This window comes from Pseudaminobacter soli (ex Zhang et al. 2022) (assembly GCF_014595955.1).
Lineage (GTDB): Bacteria > Pseudomonadota > Alphaproteobacteria > Rhizobiales > Rhizobiaceae > Kumtagia > Kumtagia pseudosoli.
Genome location: NZ_JABVCF010000006.1, coordinates 100792 through 121541 on the forward strand (window position 1 = coordinate 100792; position 20750 = coordinate 121541).

14 protein-coding genes and 1 pseudogene are annotated in these 20750 nt (G+C 63.4%); 5 read left to right on the forward strand and 10 right to left on the reverse strand.

Features of this window, described 5'->3' with window-relative positions:
- Nucleotides 1-65 precede the first annotated feature (65 nt).
- Together HUI96_RS12690 and HUI96_RS12695 are read right to left on the reverse strand one after the other, a co-directional pair.
- Complete coding sequence (locus HUI96_RS12690) at nt 66-1118, reverse strand: sugar ABC transporter substrate-binding protein (RefSeq protein WP_188255026.1); 1053 nt, start codon at nt 1116-1118, stop codon at nt 66-68.
- 208 nt (nt 1119-1326) lie between these two features.
- Nucleotides 1327-2181: pseudogene (locus HUI96_RS12695) on the reverse strand (AraC family transcriptional regulator); the annotation flags it as partial.
- A gap of 521 nt (nt 2182-2702) precedes the next feature.
- Here HUI96_RS12695 and HUI96_RS12700 point away from each other — a divergent pair.
- A complete protein-coding gene (locus HUI96_RS12700; RefSeq protein WP_188255028.1) occupies nt 2703-3809 on the forward strand; it encodes an ABC transporter substrate-binding protein in 1107 nt (368 codons plus the stop codon).
- Between the two features lie 130 nt (nt 3810-3939).
- Here the strand turns inward: HUI96_RS12700 and HUI96_RS12705 are convergent, their stop codons facing one another.
- On the reverse strand, nt 3940-5085 hold the full coding sequence (locus HUI96_RS12705; RefSeq protein WP_188255029.1) for a GGDEF domain-containing protein: 1146 nt from the start codon (nt 5083-5085) through the stop codon (nt 3940-3942).
- A gap of 399 nt (nt 5086-5484) precedes the next feature.
- On the opposite strand from HUI96_RS12705, the gene HUI96_RS12710 reads away from it, so the two are divergent.
- Complete coding sequence (locus HUI96_RS12710) at nt 5485-7029, forward strand: FAD-dependent oxidoreductase (RefSeq protein WP_188255030.1); 1545 nt, start codon at nt 5485-5487, stop codon at nt 7027-7029.
- Between the two features lie 65 nt (nt 7030-7094).
- Here the strand turns inward: HUI96_RS12710 and HUI96_RS12715 are convergent, their stop codons facing one another.
- Entirely contained in the window at nt 7095-9077 is a 1983-nt protein-coding gene (locus HUI96_RS12715) for an FAD-dependent oxidoreductase (protein WP_188255031.1), read from the reverse strand.
- Between the two features lie 252 nt (nt 9078-9329).
- On the opposite strand from HUI96_RS12715, the gene HUI96_RS12720 reads away from it, so the two are divergent.
- The 3 genes from HUI96_RS12720 (at nt 9330) to HUI96_RS12730 (ending at nt 13723) form a co-directional block, all read left to right on the forward strand.
- Nucleotides 9330-10226, forward strand: coding sequence for a LysR substrate-binding domain-containing protein (locus HUI96_RS12720; protein ID WP_188255032.1), 897 nt, complete (start codon nt 9330-9332; stop codon nt 10224-10226).
- An 87-nt stretch (nt 10227-10313) separates the two neighbouring features.
- Entirely contained in the window at nt 10314-11867 is a 1554-nt protein-coding gene (locus HUI96_RS12725; RefSeq protein ID WP_188255033.1) for a trimethylamine methyltransferase family protein, read from the forward strand.
- Nucleotides 11868-12076: 209 nt separating this feature from the next.
- Complete coding sequence (locus tag HUI96_RS12730) at nt 12077-13723, forward strand: ABC transporter substrate-binding protein (RefSeq protein WP_188255034.1); 1647 nt, start codon at nt 12077-12079, stop codon at nt 13721-13723.
- A gap of 164 nt (nt 13724-13887) precedes the next feature.
- Here HUI96_RS12730 and HUI96_RS12735 read toward each other — a convergent pair whose 3' ends face one another.
- The 6 genes from HUI96_RS12735 to HUI96_RS12760 form a co-directional block, all read right to left on the reverse strand.
- Nucleotides 13888-14856 carry a sugar-binding transcriptional regulator gene (locus HUI96_RS12735; protein WP_337918287.1) on the reverse strand — a complete coding sequence of 323 codons (969 nt, stop codon included), beginning with the start codon at nt 14854-14856 and terminating at the stop codon, nt 13888-13890.
- A gap of 72 nt (nt 14857-14928) precedes the next feature.
- Complete coding sequence (locus HUI96_RS12740; RefSeq protein WP_188255035.1) at nt 14929-15480, reverse strand: SIS domain-containing protein; 552 nt, start codon at nt 15478-15480, stop codon at nt 14929-14931.
- Nucleotides 15481-15501: 21 nt separating this feature from the next.
- Nucleotides 15502-17265 (reverse strand): dihydroxyacetone kinase subunit DhaL, encoded by a 1764-nt coding sequence (gene dhaL, locus HUI96_RS12745; RefSeq protein WP_337918290.1) that lies wholly within the window; start codon nt 17263-17265, stop codon nt 15502-15504.
- 37 nt (nt 17266-17302) lie between these two features.
- Nucleotides 17303-18187: a sugar phosphate isomerase/epimerase family protein gene (locus HUI96_RS12750; protein WP_188255036.1), complete on the reverse strand. Its 885-nt coding sequence runs from the start codon at nt 18185-18187 to the stop codon at nt 17303-17305.
- A 35-nt stretch (nt 18188-18222) separates the two neighbouring features.
- Entirely contained in the window at nt 18223-19188 is a 966-nt protein-coding gene (locus HUI96_RS12755; RefSeq protein WP_188255037.1) for an ABC transporter permease, read from the reverse strand.
- The gene (locus tag HUI96_RS12760; RefSeq protein WP_188255038.1) at nt 19178-20686 is read right to left on the reverse strand and encodes an ATP-binding cassette domain-containing protein; all 1509 of its coding nucleotides are present in this window, start codon (nt 20684-20686) and stop codon (nt 19178-19180) included. The genes HUI96_RS12755 and HUI96_RS12760 overlap by 11 nt, the downstream gene beginning before the upstream one ends.
- Between the last annotated feature and the right edge of the window lie 64 nt (nt 20687-20750).

Below are 20750 nucleotides of genomic sequence, written 5' to 3' on the forward strand. Positions count from 1 at the left end.
TCCTGTCCTCGCTAGTGCCAATAGCCCGGCCGGAAGGCTCCGGCCGGACTAGACCTCGGATGAGGCTACTGAGTGATGCCGAGCTTCTTGCAGCCCTCGGCATACTCGCCGGTGCAGATTTCCTCGGGCTTCTGGATGCCCTTGTCGAAGATCTCCGCCTTGATGTTCTCGGACGTGACGACCGCCGGCACGAACAACTCGGACGGCGTGTCGTAGAGCGTCGTCTTCGCTTCCGGCGTCTCGCCCTTCAGGAACTTCACCGCGACATTGGCAGCGGCAGCGGCCACGATCTCCGAAGGCTTGGAGATGGTGTTGTACTGGTCGCCGGAAATGATCAATTGCAGCGCGGCGATCGTCGCGTCGTTGCCGGTCACCGGAGGCACCGGATTGACGCCGGCGGCCTTGAACGCGGCGACGGCGCCGCCGCCCGTGCCGTCATTTGCGGCCACGACGCCCTTGATGTCGGCGCCGAAGCGGGTGATCTGGCCCGCGGTCCATTCCTGCGCCTTCGGCGGCGCCCAGTCCGGCGTGTCGAACTCGGCCAAGGTCTTGAAGCCGGATCCTTCGAGGCCCTTGTGGATGCCATCGCGGATCAGGCCTGCGGCGGCGTCGGTCGGCGAGCCGTTGATCTGCAGCACGCCAGAGCCTTCCGGCACGCCCGACTTCTTCATGTGCTGGACCAGCGATTCCGCGATCGCCTTGCCGATGCCTTCGTTGTCGAACGAGACGTAGTAGTCGGCCGGCTTGTTGGGGATCGGCCGGTCATAGGCGATAACCTTGATGCCCTGCGACTGCGCCAGGGTGACGAGACCGGCTGCCGCGGCAGAATCGACCGGGTCGAGCACGATGACCTTGGCGCCCTGGGCGATCACCGAGTTGAATTGCTGCTGCTGCAGCGCAACGTCGGCGTTGGCGTTCTGATAGACAACCGTGCACTTGGGGCAAAGCTTGTCCATCTCTGCCTTGAAGCCCGGATAGTCATGCTGCTCATAGCGAGTCGATGCCTGGTCCGGCATCAGAAACGCCACCGTGGCATCCTCCTGCGCCCATGCCGCGCTGCTCATGAGTGCCAGCGCAAGCGCCCCGATTGCAGTGAATGTCTTGTGTGAAGTCTTCATGCTCTTGTTCCTCCGATCGAGTGTCATTTCCTCAGCCCGGCCCTGTGGCGGTGCCGGCCTGCCCGTCCTCCGCCGTGCCCGGCGTGCGACGCCGTGTTTGGGCAAAGCGATCCTTGTCGCGGGCCGCGAAGCCCGCACTCGTCTTTCCGTCGATCTCTGCTGTCTTCTCGGGACTTGGCCGCCGACGGCTGCCGCGATCTTTCTGCTCGTCCATTCTCAGCAGGCGGAACTGCGACGGCGTCATGCCCTTCTCGGCGCGGAACTGCCTGTTGAAATTCGAAAGATTGTTGAAGCCCACTTCGAAGCAGATGTCGGTGATGGCCGCCTGCTCGTCGCTCATCAGGATCTGGCAGGCGAGGTTGATGCGCAGCCGCTTCACATACTGCACGAGCGTCATGCCGGTGTGCTTGCGGAAGGCGCGGGAGAACGCGCTGGTCGACTGGCCCGCGATCGCCGCAAGCTCTGCTTCGGTGAACGGTTGGGTGAGGTTTTCGCGCAGAAACGCCAGCGCCTTGTTGATGCCGACCGACATGTAACCCGAGGGGTCGGGCAGGTAGCTGGCGCTGGCGAGGGCCTTATGCTGACCGCGGCTCAGGTGTCCGAGCATCGAAAGGAAGAGTTCGATGCGGCGCACGCCCTGCGCATCCATCAGTTCCTGCATGAGTGGCGCGACCTGCCGGCTGGTCTCATCGGAGAATAGGACGCCGCGGCGCGACCGCTCGAGCAGTGGCTGCAAAGCCGCGAGTTCGGGCAATGCCGCCTGAACGCCAGCAATAAATTGTTCGCTGAACTGGACGACCTGGCAGCGCAGCGGCACGGTCGTTTCCTTCGGTATGTGGCTGACCCAGTTGTGCGGCAGGTTCGGACCTGTCAGGACCAGATTGCCGGGCTCGAACTCACCGATGAAGTCCCCGACGAAATAGCGGCCGCGCGTCGCCACTACGAGGTGAAGCTCGTATTCAGGATGGAAGTGCCACCGCACCGTGCGGAACGGGTATCCGTGCGACCACGCCGCGAACGACTCGCCGGGTCTAATCTGGACAACTTCCAGATCGGGTTCCACCTTGCTTCCTCCCGTGAGCGCCGCAGCACCCACACTTTGCCTTCGGCCGCGTCTTCGGGCGGCTCATTGTCAACGAGGTTAGCCCCTGTGAAAACGTGGCGCCACCACATTACCGCGGCACGGATGATACTTTTTTGACCAGTAGGAGCTCAGAAGTAGCGCATTTTTGCGGTGCAACCTAGGCAAGTTGGGGAAGGCGCTCTTCCGTTTTCATCTGGCGACATACACGGGCGAGAAGGGAACGATTGCTGCACGAGGGAGCGCGCCGCCAGAGGCCCGCTCTGGTCTGCCAGACGTACCTACTGGCTTTGATGGCCAAGTTGCCGGGCTAGCTGACGCCCATCAAACGCCGGTCTCGGCTGCTGAGCCGATTGCAGCCGAGTCGCGGGAAGAGTATTGCCCGAACCATGCCTCGACTCGGTATCGAGCGATGCACAAGTGCCAGAGCCGGAATGCGCTTTTTCGGCGTCCTGCTCGGAGCTCCGTCGTGCTTTCGGGCCGACAGGTTACAGGAGATAGCCATGAACATGAAAGTCCTTGCAGGCGCTTCGCTTGTTGCGCTGTTTGCATTTGGCTCGGCGGCGCACGCCGATATCACGATCGGCCTCGTCGCACCGGTTACCGGTCCGGTGGCGGCTTACGGCGACCAGGTCAAGAACGGCGCGCAAGCGGCCGTGGAAGCCATCAACCAGAAGGGCGGTATCCTCGGCGAGAAGGTCGTGCTGAAGCTCACCGACGATGCCGGCGATCCCAAGCAAGGGGTCTCGTCCGCCAATCTCCTGGTTGGCGAGGGCGTGAAGTATATCGTCGGTCCAGTCACGTCAGGCGTCGCCATCCCTGCCTCCGACGTGTTTGCCGAAAACGGCATCCTGATGGTGACCCCGACGGCCACCGCTCCTGAACTGACCACCCGCGGCCTCACCAATGTTCTACGCACCTGCGGTCGCGACGACCAGCAGGCCGAAGTGGCTGCCGCCTATGTACTGCAGCATCTGAAGGACAAGCGCGTCGCCGTCATCCATGACAAGGGCACATACGGCAAAGGCCTGGCCGACGCCTTCAAGGCCGCCATCAACGCCGGCGGCTTGACCGAAGTGCAGTACAGTTCGCTCAACCCGGGCGAGAAGGATTATTCCGCGCTGATCACGCGCCTCAAGGACGACAACGTCGAGGTGATCTATTTCGGCGGCTACCATCCCGAGGGTGGCCTTCTCGCCCGCCAGTTGCGCGACCACGGCGTCAACGCCCTGATCATCGGCGGCGAGGGTCTGTCGAACACCGAATACTGGGCGATTGCCAACGATGCGGCAGCCGGCACGCTGTTCACCAACGCCGCAGATGCCCTGAAGAACCCGGCCTCAGCCGAGGCGGTCAAGATCCTCAACGAGAAGGGCATCCCGCCGGAGGCATTTACGCTCAACGCCTACGCGGCGGTCGAGGTGCTCAAGGCTGGCATCGAGAAGGCCGGCGCATCCGATGATCCGGCGGCCGTCACCGCCGCGCTCAAGACGGGTGAGCCGATCGCCACCGCAATCGGCAGCCTGACCTACGGCGAAAGCGGCGATCTGACCTCGCCGAGCTTCTCAATGTTCAAGTGGGAAGGCGGCAACATCGTCGCGGCGGAATAACGTTCCGCGAACTCTGCAAAACGAGGCCGGGATGCAAATCCCGGCCTCGTTCTTTTGGTCTGGGGCTCAGGCCGCCTGGGTCACCCGCAGGCACGACCGTGGCTAGGCACATGACAGTAAGCGGATGCAGTCAGGGCATCGACTGTCTGAATGCCATTGACGCTTGTCGACATGTTCCGGTTGCCGTGCCCTGAGGGACGACGCCCGGGGAGGCCTCGTCCGAAGCGATATGGGTACGATTCCTTCCTTCTCGCTTGGCCCGGTAGAGCGCGCCGTCCGCACGCTCGATCACGGAATCTATGCTTTCCCCGCCTGGCGACTCGGCCACACCTATGCTCACCGTAACCGTATGGGAGAATGGAACGCCTTCGTGAGAGCCGGCGGCAAAGGCGGCCCGGAGCCCTTCGGCGAATGCCCGCCCAGCAATGAGATTGGTCGCTGGGAGCAACGCAACGAACTCCTCGCCCCCAAGGCGCCCTATGATGCAGCCCGAATCCTTAGAAGCCTGCCGCAAAAGGTTTGCGAGCCCCTGGATCACGTTGTCGCCCGTCAGATGGCCGAAGGTGTCGTTGACCCTCTTGAACTGATCGATGTCCAGGATCAGTAGCACTGCCGGAAGGCCGGGGCGGACATCCCGCAAAACCGGTTCGGCGACGATGAAGAAGCCGCGACGGTTGAGGATACCGGTCAGCGGATCGGTCAAAGATTGCGCCGCGAGATCCTTCATGACGTCCGTGGTGATGCGAAGCAGGAACAGGATCGCGGTCGCGAACCAGCTCAGCATCGCAAATACCTTGAAACTGACCACCCATAGCGAGCCCGCTACCTCCGCCTCGGCCTGAAGGGGACCTTCGTAGACATAGGTCACGATCGGGCGGGCGATCAGCGTGGCGGCGGTCAGCGCGAAGGTCGCGAAGAGCAGGCGATCGATAGCATCTTGCCGTGCGGCCTTCGCGATCGTCCACGCGCCAATCAGGAACATGGCTGCGGCCCCGGCACTGGATGTCGCGCCACGTCCGAAGATGCTGGGATCGATGAAGACAAACCAGATCCCGCAGACGACCGTGGCAAGGAAAACAGGGATGAGAATCCGGTCGAAAGAGTGCCCGGCATAACGCAGGACAGCGCCGCGGACTGCAAAAAAGGCTACCCCCACCAGCAGTAAGTTCGCCACGAACGAAAACGGGGTTGGATTCGCAAGAACGATCCGCGCGAAGTCGAGCGACGTGCCAAGCGTCGCGCAAGCGTAGGCCAGCGTCCAATTGAACACATGCATTCGTTCCTGTTGGCGGTGCCACAGGACGAAGAATGTTACTGAAAGTGTCGCCGAAAGAAGCGGCAGAATAGCCGAAAGCAGATATGACCTATCCATACGTCCCCCCTGCCGCAAATACGGTTGGCAGCGGCTAATTTCCGGTAAAGACTGTGCGGCAACGGCGAAGGGAACGCCCGAACGCGCAATGGAATCCGCGGGGCTCCCTCTCACGTCCGCCTCTGCGGCGATTGGACTTCCCGAACCGTTGGTCTGGGCATCGATCCCGCTTCAGGCCGCGGCACCTCAAGCGTCCCAGAAGTTCCCGCCAAAGTGACCGGGCACCGGACGGGAACCTTTCACATCGCATTGCATCCAATGCATACTGGGGGCAGTCCGGCGCTATCCGAGGAAGATTGAACCATGAGTGGGAAATCGACCGAGCCAGTGGGGCCCGATCTGGCGCAAGGCGTCGCGATGGAAATGCTTCGCGACGGTGAGATTCTCGAAGGCCATGTCGGCGAGGAAACCGTGATCCTCGTCCGTTCCAAAGACGAGGTGTTCGCCGTCGGCGGCACCTGCACCCATTATAACGGGCCCCTTGGCCAAGGCCTGGCGGAGGGCGATACGGTCCGGTGCCCATGGCACCACGCCTGCTTCAGCCTCCGCACCGGCGAGGCCCTTCGCGCGCCGGCTTTCAGTCCGATCGATTGCTGGGCCACCGAACTACGGGGCGACCGCGTCTTCGTCACCGGCAAGGTGAAGCGACCGTCGCCCGCTTCCGCACAAGACGCAGCCGGGCAACCCAAGGACATCGTGATCGTGGGCGGTGGTGCGGCAGGCTTCGCCGCCGCCGAGATGCTGCGCCGACGAAACTTCGCCGGGAGCGTCACGATCTTGAGCGCCGACTCCGACGCCCCTTACGACAGGCCGAACCTCTCGAAGGATTATCTCGCCGGTTCCGCGCCCGAGGAATGGATTCCGCTGCGCTCGCCGAAATTCTACGAACGCAAGGAGATCGGTCTGCACCTCGCAACGACGGTCAGTCGAATCGACCCTAACCAGCGCATCGCTCTCACGGAGGACGGACGATCCTTCGCGTTCGATCGGCTCCTTCTAGCCCCGGGTGCGGAACCCGTAAGGCTCCCGCTACCCGGCGCGGACCTGCCTCATGTCTTCACGCTGCGTTCGCTGGCCGACAGTCGCGCCATCGTCGAGCGGGCGAAGACGGCCCGCACCGCCGTGGTGATCGGCGCCGGCTTCATCGGGCTGGAAGTTGCGGCGTCGCTCCGGGCGCGGCAGATCGAGGTCCATGTTGTCGCGCCGGATCGTGAGCCCCTGGAGAAGGTACTCGGCCCCGAACTGGGTCGCTTTATCCGTGGCCTCCATGAAGACCACAGCGTGAGGTTCCACCTGCAGCAGTCCGTGTCGAGCATTGAAGAGGGGCGCGTCGTACTCGAAGGCAACGAGGCGCTTCCGGCAGACCTGGTGATCATTGGCGTCGGCGTTAAGCCTCGCAAGAGCCTGGCCGTCGAGGCCGGGCTCGCCACCGCCGACGGCATCCTGGTCGACGAGCGCCTGGAGACCAGCAGCCCGGGAATCTTCGCCGCCGGAGACGCGGCGGAGTGGCCCGACAGGATCACCGGCGCGCGCACGCGCATCGAGCATTGGGTTGTGGCCGAGCGGCAGGGACAGGTCGCGGCCTACAACATGCTGGGCGAGCGACTGGCGTTCTCGGATGCGCCCTTCTTCTGGAGCGCCCATTACGACACGACGATCAGGTATGTCGGGAACGGCCGCAACCGGGACGCCACGGAAATCGAGGGCGACCTTGCGGCCGGAAAGGCTGTCGTGCGCTATCTGTCAGGAGGAAAGACGGTTGCCGTCGCGACGGTCGGACGGGACCGTGAATCCCTGCGCGCAGCCGTTTCGATGGAACGTGATCTGGCCGCCGCGCCCGCAGGTTAGCTCAGCGGCCGGCCTCTCACCGCGCCACAGTTCCGCAGGCCCCTGGGGACATCCGCACCGTTGCTTTAAAGTGCAAGCGCCGCCTTCCGCCCGTCGTGGATGGCATAGGCCGCCTGGCGTGCTGCCGTGCAATCGCCGATGGCAGTGAAGGCAATGCCGCGCGCGGCGAGTTCGAGAGCAAGGCTGTCCTCGGCCATGTTGGTCGCGGCGAAGACAAGCGCGTCGGCCTCGATCTGCCTCTCGCTACCATCGAGCAGCGAGGCCACCCGTGCGATTGCGCCTTCCCAATGGACAATCGCGCTCTCGGTGACGAACCGGACGCCGAGCCGAGCCAAGTTGCGCCGCAGCGGCACATCCGCCGCCGTGCGCTGGAGTTCCTTGCCGACCAGCGGGTCGGGCGTGACGAGCGTCACCTCGTGCCCCTCCTCGGCAAGCTTCCAGGCCGTGCCGCAGCCTTTCCAGTTGCCACCCTCGTCCAGCACGATGACGCGCTTTCCGGGCCTGGCTTCGCGGGCCATCACGGCCTCCGCGGACAGTGCGCGCCCGCCCCCGGGTATCTGATCGAATTGCGGCAGCGCTCTCTGAAACGCACCCTCGGGCGGCAGGGAACCGGTCGCGACGATCACATGGTCGGCGCCTTCGCGCTCGACGTCCTCGGCCTCGACGTACGCGCCATAGCGCACCTCCACCCCGAGTTGGCTCAGTTGGCGCTCGTACCAGTCGATCAGATCGACGATCTGGGCGCGGCGCGGCTGCAGTCCGGCGAGCCGGAACTGCCCGCCCGGCCGGTCCGAGGCCTCGGCAAGCACCACTTGGTGTCCGCGCTCGGCCGCCACGCGCGCCGCCTCGAGGCCCGCCGGCCCGCCGCCGACGACGAATACGCGCTTTGGCCGCTCTGCCGGAGAGAAGCGGTCGCCGCCCCACTCCCATTCGCGCCCGGCCGAAGGGTTGATGACGCAACTGATCCAGTAGTCGCGCGAGCGCCGGCCCCAGCACATCTGGTTGCACGACAGGCAGCCGCGAATGTCCTGCGGCCGGTCGGCGGCCGCCTTGGCGGCCAGATGCGGATCGGCGATCTGTCCGCGCACGATGGAGACGAGATCGGCTTTGCCTTCGCTCAGCACGCTCTCGGCGTTCTCCGGCGTCCGGATATGGCTTTCGGCGGTCACAAGCGCGTGTTTCACGGCCGATTTCAGGACGCTGGCAAGGTCCGCGCCAAGCTTCTCCGGATAGAGGAAGGTCGGCATCAGCTTGTGGAAGTCGAAATAGCTCCCGGAGCCGCAGGTCACGTAGTCCATCAGCGCATCGCGATCGTGCAGGGCGATGATCTCGGCCAGCGCCTCCCGCTGGAGCGCGACCTCGACCTCCGGCTCGTCATTGATCGCGAGGCCGACGATGAAATCCTCTCCGCATTCCTTGCGGATGCGGCTCATGACCTCACGGCTCATGCGGGTACGGTTTTCCAGGCTGCCGCCCCAGCGATCGTCGCGCCGGTTCGACCAGGGCGTCCAGAACTGGTCGAGCATCGAGTGGTAGGCCGCCCAGACCTCAACCCCGTCGAAGCCAGCCTCGCGGCAGCGCCGCGCCGCCTGGACGAAGCCATCGATCGTTTCCTCGATCTCCGCCTCGGTCATGCGGTGCGAGCCGTCGGAATCGTGGTAGCTCGGCAGGCCCGAGGGCGACCAGCCCGCGTGAAACGAGTTATCCGCGTCGCTGTGCTGGCCGACATGATAAAGCTGCTGGATAGCGATCGCACCGTTGCTGCGGATCGCGTCCGTCACCTTGCGGAAATGCGGAATGACGCTGTCGTCGGAGTGGCGGAAGTTGCCGCGGGTCAGCACCGCGGCCGCATGCACCGGCATCGGCTCCACCACGATCATTGCCGCTCCGCCGATGGCGCGCTCGGCATAATAGGCCGCGTGCCGTTCGGTCGGCAGGCCCTCGACCGCCATGTTTGCGGTATGGGCGCCAAACACGATCCTGTTCCGCAGCATCCTGCCCCGTAGCGCCACCGGCGTGAACAACCGCTTGAAGACCTGCGCCGTCATGGCCCCCTCCCCTGGATCAACTGTGCCGATGGATGCCATGCGAACCGTCACGTCCTTGTAGTTGCTGTCACGACTAGGCTGGCACATGGGGCGGAAGAAGGCGATTGTTGCACGACGAGTAAGTACTGGGCCCAATGATCGAAACGAGCATGCCAATGACCCTCAGCATCCGACGCCACGGGGCGGCCGCCGATCGACCAGGAGCACTGCGGCTCATCGTCAGCCGTCAGTTTCAGCCGAACCGGTAGTCCCATGGTGCGCCGCTATTACAGTCTCCCCTCGCTCAACGCACTCGCCGCCTTCGAAGCCGCCGCGCGACACCTGAGCCTTACCAAGGCAGCCGAGGAATTGAACGTCACGCCCGGGGCCATATCCAAACACGTGCGGACGCTCGAGGAGGAACTCGGCTGCCAACTCTTTATCCGGCGGCATCGGGCGCTCGAACTGACCCGCGAGGGCGAGACGATGGCAGCGGCCCTGCGCGATGGGTTTGAACGCATCTCGGCTACGCTTCGGCAGGTCAGAACGTCAGGGGGAAAGTCCGGCGTAACGATCGGCAGCACCATGGCGTTTGCCCAGCTCTGGTTGATGCCGCGGCTGGGAGCGTTCTGGAACAGGCATCAGAACATCGTCGTCGATCATGTCATTTCTGACCATGCACGCGGCCTCGATCGCCCCGACATCGATCTTCGCCTCCGCTACGGTAGCGGCGAGTGGCCGGACGAAGAATCGGCCAAGCTCTATGACGACCGCATATTCGCAGTGGCAAGCCCGGATTTCGTCCGAGAGCACCGCGTGACCTCGCTGGACGATCTGGCGGCGCTACAACTCCTTTCCGTTGAAGGGATCGATTCGTCCTGGACTACGTGGGCGGACTTCCTGCAAAGAGTCGGCGCGCGGCATCGGCGGCTCAATGAGAGACGCTTCAACAGCTACGTCATTGCCTTGCAGGCTGCTCGCAGCGGCCAGGGTGTGGCGCTGGGCTGGGCCAGTCTGGTCCGGCCGTTGATCAAGTCAGGCGATCTCGTCCAACTTACAGATGCCGAGATTGCGGCACCCCAATCCTATTTCGTGACCTGGAGTGCGCATCGGCCCCTGAGCCAACAGGCAACGATCTTGAAAAGCTGGCTCCTATCCTTGGACGATTGAGTACAACTCAACCGAGCTGAGCGACTTTTTCGCTTGAAACGGGCTGCTCGCCGACGTTCCTTCCCTGGGAGTAGGGAGGAGCATCGTATGTCGGAAACGGGTACAGCATCGGGTCAGGCGATTGGCGGCCGCCGCGGCGGCGGGCGCTTGGGACGAAAGGCGCTGCGCGGCGCACCTACGCTGTCGTTTCCCACACTGGTTCGGAAGATACCAGTCTACCAGATGGTCCCGGATGAGGCAGTGGAACTGATTCACCAGGAATCACTGAGCATCCTAGAAGAGGTAGGGTGCGAGTTCCGCGATGACGAAGCGATCGCCATCTGGAAGGCCGCCGGAGCCGACGTTACGGACACTCGAGTGCGGATCGACCGCGCCCTCCTGATGGAACTCGTTTCAAAGGTGCCATCCGAGTTCACCCTCCACGCGCGCAATCCGGAGCGTACAGTTCGCGTGGGAGGAGACAACTCCATCTTCATCCCGATGTACGGCGCGCCCTATGTGCGCGATCTCGACAACAACCGGCGATACGGAACGCTGGCGGATCTCAATAATTTCCACAAGCTCGCCTACATGGCGCCGCCGCTGCATTCGTCGAGTTCGATCATATGCGAGCCGATGGACATACCCGTACCCAAGCGCCACCTCCACATCATCCATTCGGCGCTAAAATATTCCGACAAGCCGTTCATGGGCATCGTGACGTCCAAGGACCGTGCGGAAGACACGATGGAGATGGCGGGCATCGTCTTCGGCAAGGAGTTCGTGAAGGACAATCCGGTCCTGGTCTCTATCACGAACTGCAATTCGCCGCTTGTATGGGACGCCACCATGCTCGACGCGATGAAAGTGTATGCGCGTCACAACCAGCCGCTGATCCTCGCGCCCTTTGCATTGTGCGGAGCGTCGACATCTGCATCCGCCGTGGGTGCGGTTGCGCAAGTCAACGCGGAAGCGTTGGCGGGCGTCGCGTTCACCCAGTTGGTCCGCCCCGACTCGCCGCAGATCTACGGCCAATTCATGGTCACCGTCGACATGAAGACGGGCGCGCCCATGGGGGGCACGCCAGAAGCCGCGCAGATGATGTATCTGATGGGCGCGCTGGCCCGAAAATACCGGCTACCGTGGCGCACGTCCGGCTTCCATGTCGGGTCGAAGCTGAACGACGCCCAGGCAGGCTACGAGTCGAACATGCTGATGCATGCCGCCATACTGGCGGGCGCCAACTACATCTGGCACTCGGCCGGGTGGCTCGAGGCTGGCCTGACCTGCGGCTACTCGAAATTCGCCACCGACTGCGAACAGCTTGTCGGCTGGTACAAATATGCAGGCGGGCTGTCCTTCGACGATTTCAAGGAAGCGCTGGCGGCCATCCGCGAGGTCGGTCCTGCCGGCCACTTCCTCGGCACCCAACACACGCTCGACCATTTCGAGTCGGCCTTCTTCATGCCGAGCATGATGGACTTCAACTCCTTCGAACAATGGAATGCCGAAGGGGCGAAGGACCATGATACGCGTGGCCGCGAGAAGGCCCGCGCCATGCTCGGCGACTATGAGGAACCAAAGCTGGACGAGGGCATCGCCGAAGCTCTCAAGGATTTCGTTGCGCGGCGCGAGGAGCGGCTGCCGGATACTGTCAATTGAGCAGCAACGCGCGGGTCAATGGCGGCGGGGTGTTTCTGGGCCGACAGCCCGAAGCTTGCTACGCTCCTTCGCATCGCCGACGCTGTCGCATCGCCCAACATCCACGCCATCTAAAAGGACATTCGGTAGCAGAGGAATTGCAGAGACCTGTCCTGGCTCGACATGGAACATGGGTGAGTTCAACATAAGAATCACAGGGAGGAGAACAAATGGGATTTTTCAGAAGCAACGGCGATCGCGTACCGGACGCGATCGAAAAGATGGCTTCCGACGCTCGGCATGGGCGTATGGACCGGCGGGAGTTTCTTGCGATCGCAAGCGCGATGGGTGCATCGACGGCGCTGGCCTACAGCATGATCGGACTGGCGGCTCCCTCGAATGCGCTGGCACAAGAAGGAACCAAAGGCGGCGCGTTGAGAGTCGCCATGGCCGTGAAGGGCCAGAAAGATCCCCGCAACTACGACTGGGTTGAGCTTGCCAACGTTACGCGTACCTGGCTCGAACCGCTGGTCCGCTATACGCGAGAGTTTACATTCGAGCCGGTTCTGCTCGAGAGCTGGGAGGTCAACGACGACGCTACGGAGTACGTCCTCCACGTACGCAAGGGCGTTGCCTGGACCAATGGCGATACTTTCACCGCTGACGATGTCGTCCATAACCTGACCCGCTGGTGCGAGAAGGACGTTTCCGGCAACTCGATGGCAGCCCGCGTCGGGGGACTGATCGACGAGGCGACCGGCAAGGCTAAGGATGGGGCAATCACCAAGGTCGACGACCATACGGTCAAGCTCAAGCTGAACGCGCCCGACATTTCGCTTATTCCGAACTTCACGGATTATCCGGCGCTTGTCGTCCATAGGAGCTTCACGGGCGACGACCCGATCACCAAGCCGATCGGAACCGGGCCATTCGAGTTGGTCTCCTATGAAGTCGGCTCAAAGGCCGTCGTCAAGCGGCGCGAGAACGGCAAGTGGTGGGGCGGGGAAGCCCTGCTCGATTCCGTCGAGTTCATCGACTACGGAACTGATTTCTCCGCAACCGTCAACGCCTTCGAGTCGGGCGAGATCGATTTGAATTTCGAGACGCCGGCCGATTTCATCGACATGCTGGACAATCTGGGTCTCGTAAAGTCGGAGGTAGCGACGGCGACGACGCTGGTTGCGCGCACGAACGTCACGCACAAGCCCTACGGGGACAAGCGGGTACGCAACGCCCTGCAGATGGCGGTCGACAACAACGTCGTGCTGCAACTCGGCTATAACGGACGCGGCGACGTGGGCGAAAACCATCACGTCAGCCCCATCCATCCCGAATACTATCCGCTACCGAAGAAAACGCGGGACGCGGCCGGCGCCAAGAAGCTCATGGAGGAAGCCGGCCAGGCCGACTTCGAGCACGAGTTGATCACGATCGAGGACGATTGGCAGAAGAACACCGGCGACGCCATTGCCGCGCAACTTCGCGAGGCCGGCATCAAAGTGAAACGGACGGTGCTGCCGGGGTCGACCTTCTGGAACGACTGGACGAAGTACCCCTATTCGATGACCATCTGGTACATGCGTCCGCTCGGAGTCCAAATTCTCGCGCTGGGCTACCGCACCGGCGAGGCCTGGAATGAGAGCGCCTATTCCGACCCGACCTTCGATGCCAAGCTGAAGGAGGCCCTCTCGATCAGCGATCCGGCCAAGAGGCGGGAAATCATGAAGGATCTTGAGACGATCCTGCAGGATTCAGGCGTGATCATCCAGCCGTTCTGGCAGAAACTCTACAGCCACACCAACTCCAAGGTGAAGAATTACGGCGTTCATCAGACCTTCCAAATGGATCTGCAGAACGTCTGGCTGGAGCAGGCCTGATCCGCCCGCGAAGGGACCTTTTGCCGGCACTTGTTTACGCAAGTGCCGGCAGTGCGCCCCGTTGCGGGCCGGCTCGCGGACCAGTCGACCCCAGCGGTGGTACGACGGTCAGACGTCTGCATCGATTCCGTGCGCCGCATCAGTTCTTTGAAGACTCAGATCTCCTAAGCACCGAGTAGAACCCGTGCGACGGCTTCGTCGGTAACCAGGTGGTTCACGTAGCCGCCGGCGAGCGTGGCTCGGATGATCGGTGCCTTGTAGAGGCCGCCGGACGCCAGCACGGATACCGGCTTCTGACGCAGCGCCTCCAGGGAGAGCGCCATGACCGACCTGTTTAACGGATGGTCGACGAGCGCACCGTCCGCCTGCAGGAAATAGCCAAGCGTCTCGCCGACCGCCCCGAGACGCACCAGTTCGTCGAGATTGTCCTTCACCACTCGAAGGGAGGGAATTGGCGAACGCTCGTGAAGGTCGCCGCAGGCTATCAGCGCAACGTCGGCGATTTCGGTGCGCGCCAGCACATCGGCGATCTCGTCATTATGTAGCAGCGCCTCGAGGCTCTCGGGGCTGGAACAGTAAATGGGTGCGGTCAGGTAGTGGCATTCGAGGCCCAGCGCCCTCGCTACGGACATGGCGACTTCGAACGTGTTGGTGAGCGACGCGCGCGTCACGCCGCCCATCAATCCCACGACCCAGGAATTCGGGTTCGGGCGGGTCTCAAGTCGCCTCGTGGCAAAGGAAAGCGTCCGTCCCCACCCTATGCCGACGCCGAGATCCCGCTCGGCGATGACCGAGTTGAGAAGTTCGCCGGCCGCCTCGCCTATGGTGCGCTGCTGTTCGATCGGATCGATCAGCGCAGGCACGACCACGGCGCCCTTGAGATTGAAGCGATCTTTCAGCCGCTCTTCGAGTTCCACACAGTCCGCCAGCGGCGTGCGTACCTCGATATTGACCAGTCCTGCGGTCCGAACCTGGCCGATGATCTTGTTGACGCGCAGCCGGGTCGTGCCCAGTTCATCGGCGATTTCCTGCTGGGTCATCCCGCCGACGAAATAGAGCCACGCGACGCGCGCGATCTCACGATCCGAGCGGAACTCGCCTTCGACCGAGTCGAGTTTTGGTTTATCCAGCACCTTGAATTCCCCCCCTCGAATCGTTCTTCGCAGGTGAACTCGCGGAACTGGAAATAGCAGATTGTCGGGGCACTACTCCAGATTGGTGTGGCGAGACCGCATCTCCGCTGCATCGACGGCGAGCCGCTCGCGAAGCTGCAGGATCAGGATCTCGAACAGCACATAGAGCGCGCCTTCGTAGAGGGATCCCATGGGCAGGACGGAGCTTGGTGCCGTCGTGTCGCGGGCCATCGTCTGAGCAGGCACAACGAGCTTCACGTCGGCAGCACGCGGCGCAGCACCATCCGGCTCCGCCGTGACGCAGAGGCTCTTCGCTCCTGCCGAGCGCGCGACACCGATCAACGCACTGACGGTGGAGAAATCGCCAGGGCCTGCGGACACGATCAGGAGGTCTCCGTCCCCGAGATGCGGCGTGGTCATGTCGCCGACCACATGCGCATCGAGTCCGAGATGAAAGAGACGCATCGCGAAACCCTTCATCTGAAGGCCCTCGCGCCCGACTCCGTAGAGGGCGATCCGCCGCGCCCCGGCCAGGACGTCGAGTGCCGCCGCAACCTCGGCCTTGTCGACGGCGACGAGAACGTCGTGAAGCTCGTCCACCGCCTTGCGATAGATGTCGTCCATGCTCCCTCCGGACCGGCCGTGCTAAGCCAGCGCCCGTCTCAATGCCTCTGCCATGGCGCGCAACGTGAGATAGGTCGAGGCCGCACCCGGATCGATGTGCCCGAGGGACCTTTCGCCAAGCTTAGCGGAGCGCCCGCGGCGGGCAGCGATGTGAGCCGTCTTCTCCATGCCGTCCTTCGCACCGGTAGTTGCCGCCTCGATCACCTCTATGGACGAGGCTCCGCTCTGCGCGGCAGCCTTTGCGGCGACGGCGGCCGGGACCCAGGCGTCGACCATGGTCTTGTCGCCGGGCTCTGCACGGCCGCGGTCCTGGATGCCCTGCGAAGCGGCTGCGATCCAACTCGCCAGAGCGGCGGCATCGAGATTGAGCCGGTCCCCCACCGCCGTGCCGGCGCGCAGGAACGCCGTGGCGTAGAGCGGGCCCGACGAGGCGCCGACGGCATCCAGGAAAGCCTTCGCCATGCGCTTGCAGGTTACCTCGATGGTCTCCTCCTTCGGAGCCGCGTCAAGCGCCTTGCCGACCGCGATCCAGCCGATCTCCATCGTGACTCCGTGATCGCCGTCGCCGATGACGCCGTCCAACTCGGAAAGCCAGTCCTTCTCGGCGACGATGACGCTGCCGACATTGCGCATCATCTGGCGGAAGATCATCGGCGTGATCTCCCCGTCCGTCACGAGTTCCTTGCGGTCGGAAGCGACGCTCCCCTTCTCCGCGCTCGCGCCGGAACCCGCACTGGCCGGTGCCGAACGCAAGGAACCCGCGACAGCGACCTCGCCGACCGTCAGCGCGACGGAACGGCAGGGATGCTCGAGCAGGACACGCAATTCGTCGTCCAGCCGCAGCAGCGTGATCGAGGCGCCGGCCATCTCCAGCGAGGTGGCGTACTCCCCCACCCAGCTTCGCGCGATACGGATGCCCTGCTCGTCAAGGATCTGCCGGGTTCTGCGATGCAGCAGGTAGAGCTCCATCGACGACGTGGAGCCGAGGCCATTCACCAGCACGGCGACTTCGTCGCCTCGGCGCAGGCCGAGGTCGGCGATGATCGTCGCGACAAGCTGCTCCGCGAGGCTGTCCGCGCTTTCGAGCGGGCCGCGGCGGATGCCGGGCTCGCCATGCAGCCCCATGCCGATCTCCATCTCGCCCGGCGGGATCTCGAAGTTAGGTTTACGCGTCTGCGGCAGGGAGCAGGCGGACAAAGCCACACCCATGGTGCGGGTCGAGGCATTGGCGTGACGCGCCAGCCGATCGACCTCGTCGAGCGGCAGCATACGGTCGGCCGCCGCGCCTGCGATCTTGAAGACGAAAAAGTCGCCGGCAATGCCACGCCGTTCATCCATGCGTTCCTTCGGCGCCGAGGCGACATCGTCGGTGACCGCCACGCTCTTCACCGGGCTGCCGGAAGCACTCAGTTCCTCCGCTGCCATATCGAAGTTCATGACATCGCCGGAATAGTTTCCGTAAAGGAAGATGATGCCGGCACCGCCATCGGCGGCACGCGCGGCATCGAGGATCTGCTCCGGCGATGGCGACGCGAACACATTGCCGACCGCGGCCGCGTCGGCGAGGCCCCGCCCGACATAGCCCGCGAAGGCCGGCTCATGCCCGGAGCCGCCGCCGACCACAACACCGACCTTTCCAGGCCTCGGCCCGTCGACCGCGACGACCGCACGCCCGGTCGCGCCCGATACCCGCAGCAGATCGGGGTGAGCGCCGATCATCCCCTCGATCATCTCGGGAATGATGTTCTCCGGCGCGTTCATAATTTTCTTGGTCTTGGCAGTCACCGGGTAATCCCTCACGAAGTAAGTTGGTCGAGACGGCTCAGGCGGCTTGCCGAAGAAGGGCAACCGAGGCCTTCATGTCAGCAAGGACATGCTCGTCCGTTTCCTCGAACGGATAGATGATTTCCATGAAGTAGGTCTGGTCGGCGAGCTTGTGCCGCTTCCAGAACTCGGCAAGCCGCTCCGGCGTGATGATGCCATCGCGGGTGAAGTTCCAGTGCCGGTCCAGAAGTCCATCGGACTGCTGGATATGGAAGGCACCGATGTACTCGCCGCAGGTCTTCATCCAGTAGTCCATGTCGGCCTGCTCGCCGAACAGCGGCGTGAACAGCGCGTGCCCCCAGTCGACCATGAGCCTCACCGGGATCGCGGTCTGTGCGTTCAGGTCCTTCATCAGGCGTAGCGCGTCGGTCGCCGAAGACGGAAACTCGGTCGCCAGCGGCACCGGCTCGACATAGAGCGTCTCCAGCCCCTTCTCCTTGGCGTATCTGGAGATGTCGACGTAAGTCTCGACCGCTTCCTTGTAGATCGCCTCGCGGCGGCTCGGGTCGAGAGCGTCGGCCGACGAGAAAGAACCGAACGGCATGCCGGCGGCGCGCACCTCCATCTCGGACGTCATGTCGATCGCGCGCTTGAGGTGCTCCTTGCCGAGCGCCCGCAGTTCCGGCGTCGGACCCAGCAGATGGTTGTAGGTGTACGACGCGAGCCCACCGAATGTGCTCTCGATAGTGATCCCGGCGCGTCGAAATGCAGCGGCGTATTCCCGCGCGATCGGGTCGCGCTTCTCGGCCGGCCACCACGGGTCGACGAGGTCCCAGGTGAACTGCACGATATCCAAGCCGAGTTCGTCCTTGACGATATGGGCCATGGCATCGCCGCCGAGCCAACGCTTGATGGCGAAGGACAGGTTCAATCCAAGCTTCATTCTTCTCTCCGGGGAAACGCCTATGGAGACCGTGCTCAGGCCGTGTCGGCCCTGAGATAGCGGCGCGAGATCGCATCGAAGGAGATCGCAAGCACGACGATGACGCCGCTGACGATGCCCTGCCAATAGGGCGAGACGCCGAACAGGACGATGATGTTCTCGATGATGCCGATGATCGCCGCGCCGAAGATGGCGCCGAGCGGCGTGCCGACTCCGCCCGTGGTGGTGACGCCGCCAATGACGGACGCAGCGATCGGCGCCAGCACCCAGGTCTCGCCGATCGATGGCTGCGCAGTGCCGAGCCTGGCCACCATCAACACGCCAGCGAGCGCCGACATGACGCCAGCGAAGACGAACACCAGCGTACGGATACCGTCGACCTTGATGCCGAGCATGCGGGCGGCCGCGGCATTGTTGCCGATGGCGTACATGTAGCGGCCGAATGGCGTTTTCAGTGTCAGGTAGGACACCAGCACCAGCACCACGAGCATGATGATGAACGGCATCGGAACGCCGAAAAGGTCGCCGCGGCCCAGGAACTGGATCTCCTTCGGGATATTGGTGATGGCGACCCCGCGAGTAAGCACCAGGTTGGCGCCGCCGAATATCCCGGCCGTGCCGATCGTCAGCACCAGGGAATGCAGACGCAGCAGCGAGACCAGCCCACCGTTGAGCAGGCCGCAGGCCGCACCGAGCATCAGCGCCAACAGCATTCCCAGCCACGGGTTGAGGCCGAAATTGACCATCAGAATGCCAGCCACAACCCCGCACAGGCCGCCGATCATGCCGAGCGACAGGTCGATCTCGCCCAGGATCATCAGCGAGGCCTGGCCGATGGTGACCAGTCCAACGAATGCCAGGGCGCGCGCCACGACGGAAAGATTGTAGCTGGACAGGAAGTAGGGCGACAGCAGCGACGACACGGCGAAGATGACGAGCAGGACGACGAAGACGCCCGCCACCGGGTTGACGACGAGCGCCTTGAATGGATTAAGCCGCATTGGACGTGCTCTCCTTGCCAAACATGGCGCCGACGATCGTTTCGGTGCTGGTGCTGACCGCATCGAAGGAGCCGGTCACCTTGCCGGAATGCATGGTGATGATGCGCGTTGCGCACCTAAGCAACTCGTCCATCTCAGAGGAGACGAGGATAATGCCGACACCCTGCTCGGCGAGACTCTTCATGATCCGGTAGATCTCCGCCTTGGTACGCACGTCGATGCCCTTGGTCGGCTCGTCGAAGATCAGAACGCGCGGACGACGCGCCATCGCGCGGCCGATCAAAGCCTTCTGCTGGTTGCCGCCGGACAGATAGACGATCTGCTTGTTCATGTTCGGCGTCTTGATGTCGTACGCCCTGATGATCTCGCTGACCTGCGCGCGTTCTTTCTGGGCCGAGATGCCGAATGCCGAGGTGGTCTGCTCGTAGATCGACATGCCGATGTTGTCGCGCACCGACATGAGCGGAAAAATTCCATGATGTTTCCGCTCTTCGGACAGATACATCATGCCGTTGCGGATCGATGCCGTCGTGTCGCCGAGCTTCCACGGCGCGCCTTCCAGTTCGACCGTTCCCGTTTTGGCTTTCAGGTAGCCGAAAATCGTCTGCATCACTTCCGAGCGGCCGGCGCCGACTAGCCCCGCGAATCCGAGAATCTCGCCCCGCTTCAGGTCGAAATCGATGTTGCTGAAGTGGGCCCCCGAAAGTCCGCGCACCTTGAGCATCGGTTCGCCGGCGCCGGGAGGGGCGACCTCCGGCCGGAAGGTGTCGCCGAGATGAATCGCCTCGCCGGACATCGCCCTGATGAGGCCGTCGGCGTCGGTGTCGGCAAGGCGGCCTGCCTCCACCTTCTTGCCGTTGCGCAGGACCGTGTAGTCGTCCCCGATCTCGAACACCTCGTCCATCTTGTGCGAGATGAAGATGATCGCGTGGTCGCGGTCGCGAAACCCCGAGATGACGCGAAACACGCGGTCGACTTCGGTGCGCGTCAGCGCCGAGGTCGGCTCATCGAGGATCAGCACCTTCATGTCCCGGTTCGTCGACGCGCGCGCGATCTGAAGCAGTTGCTGGTCGGAAACCGAAATGTGGCGCACCAGGTCCCCTGGCGATGCGGCTATGCCGAACCGATCCAGGATTTCCGTCGCCTCCCTCTCGAGTCGGCGCCGATCGAAATAGCTTCCGCCATGCCCCGAGCGATCGAAGGGAATAAACAGATTCTCCGCGACAGACATGTGCGGGAACAGCGTCAGTTCCTGCGGCACATAGGCGATGTTGCGGAACAGGCTCGGGTCCTCGGCCGGATCCCTGCCATTGATAAGGACTCTTCCGCGCGACGGGCTGTAGGCGCCCGTCAGGAGCTTGACCAGGGTCGACTTTCCGGCGCCGTTCTCGCCGGCGAAGACATGAACGCGGCCGAGTTCGACCGAGATGTCGACATCGTTCAGTGCGGTAACGCCGGGAAAGTCCCGACCAAGTCCCTTGGTCTCGAGATAGGCCACTGTTGTAGTGTATCCAGGAGTTGTGGGCTCGTCCGGTCGCCGCCGAACGCAGCCGCCGTCATAC

What these genes read in the sequence shown, in the direction of transcription:
- HUI96_RS12710 (WP_188255030.1), top strand. Translation starts at nt 5,485, where the DNA reads ATGAGTGGGAAATCGACCGAGCCAGTGGGGCCCGATCTGGCGCAAGGC.
- HUI96_RS12750 (WP_188255036.1), bottom strand. Translation starts at nt 18,187, where the DNA reads ATGAAGCTTGGATTGAACCTGTCCTTCGCCATCAAGCGTTGGCTCGGC.
- HUI96_RS12690 (WP_188255026.1), bottom strand. Translation starts at nt 1,118, where the DNA reads ATGAAGACTTCACACAAGACATTCACTGCAATCGGGGCGCTTGCGCTG.
- HUI96_RS12720 (WP_188255032.1), top strand. Translation starts at nt 9,330, where the DNA reads ATGGTGCGCCGCTATTACAGTCTCCCCTCGCTCAACGCACTCGCCGCC.
- HUI96_RS12755 (WP_188255037.1), bottom strand. Translation starts at nt 19,188, where the DNA reads ATGCGGCTTAATCCATTCAAGGCGCTCGTCGTCAACCCGGTGGCGGGC.
- HUI96_RS12740 (WP_188255035.1), bottom strand. Translation starts at nt 15,480, where the DNA reads ATGGACGACATCTATCGCAAGGCGGTGGACGAGCTTCACGACGTTCTC.
- HUI96_RS12700 (WP_188255028.1), top strand. Translation starts at nt 2,703, where the DNA reads ATGAACATGAAAGTCCTTGCAGGCGCTTCGCTTGTTGCGCTGTTTGCA.
- HUI96_RS12725 (WP_188255033.1), top strand. Translation starts at nt 10,314, where the DNA reads ATGTCGGAAACGGGTACAGCATCGGGTCAGGCGATTGGCGGCCGCCGC.
- HUI96_RS12715 (WP_188255031.1), bottom strand. Translation starts at nt 9,077, where the DNA reads ATGACGGCGCAGGTCTTCAAGCGGTTGTTCACGCCGGTGGCGCTACGG.
- HUI96_RS12730 (WP_188255034.1), top strand. Translation starts at nt 12,077, where the DNA reads ATGGGATTTTTCAGAAGCAACGGCGATCGCGTACCGGACGCGATCGAA.
- HUI96_RS12705 (WP_188255029.1), bottom strand. Translation starts at nt 5,085, where the DNA reads ATGCATGTGTTCAATTGGACGCTGGCCTACGCTTGCGCGACGCTTGGC.